Origin of the sequence: Halalkalibacter flavus (assembly GCF_036663575.1) — a bacterium.
GTDB lineage: Bacteria > Bacillota > Bacilli > Bacillales > Bacillaceae_D > Halalkalibacter > Halalkalibacter flavus.
Genome location: NZ_JAWRVK010000282.1, coordinates 1 through 262, shown reverse-complemented (window position 1 = coordinate 262; position 262 = coordinate 1). Strand labels below are relative to the sequence as shown.

At 43.1% G+C, this 262-nt stretch carries 1 protein-coding gene; it reads right to left on the bottom strand.

Annotated elements, in window-relative coordinates; translation table 11 throughout:
- The coding region (locus tag SAY88_RS26210) for a hypothetical protein (protein WP_431308928.1) at window positions 1–94 on the bottom strand (94 nt) is incomplete at its 3' end.
- Window positions 95–262 lie beyond the last annotated feature (168 nt).

Genomic DNA, 262 nt, shown 5'->3' with positions numbered 1-262 from the left:
CGACAGTCGGGGTATATACAATGGGCATAACATCTTCGAGGTTTTCGTTGAGAAATCTGTAGAACAGCTGTTGATGCCTGGAACTCAGGTCCATAACATAAATGTATTTTTCAAGAGTGTCTTGAATCTGGTCGAAAATGGCTCTGACTCCCTTGAGCTGCTCATCCTGCTACTTTACGACTGGAGGTAAGAGTCCATGTATGCCTAGTTGTTGCATTTCTTCAAATTTGAAGGCCAAACCCGATAAGGTCTTTCTTAGCCA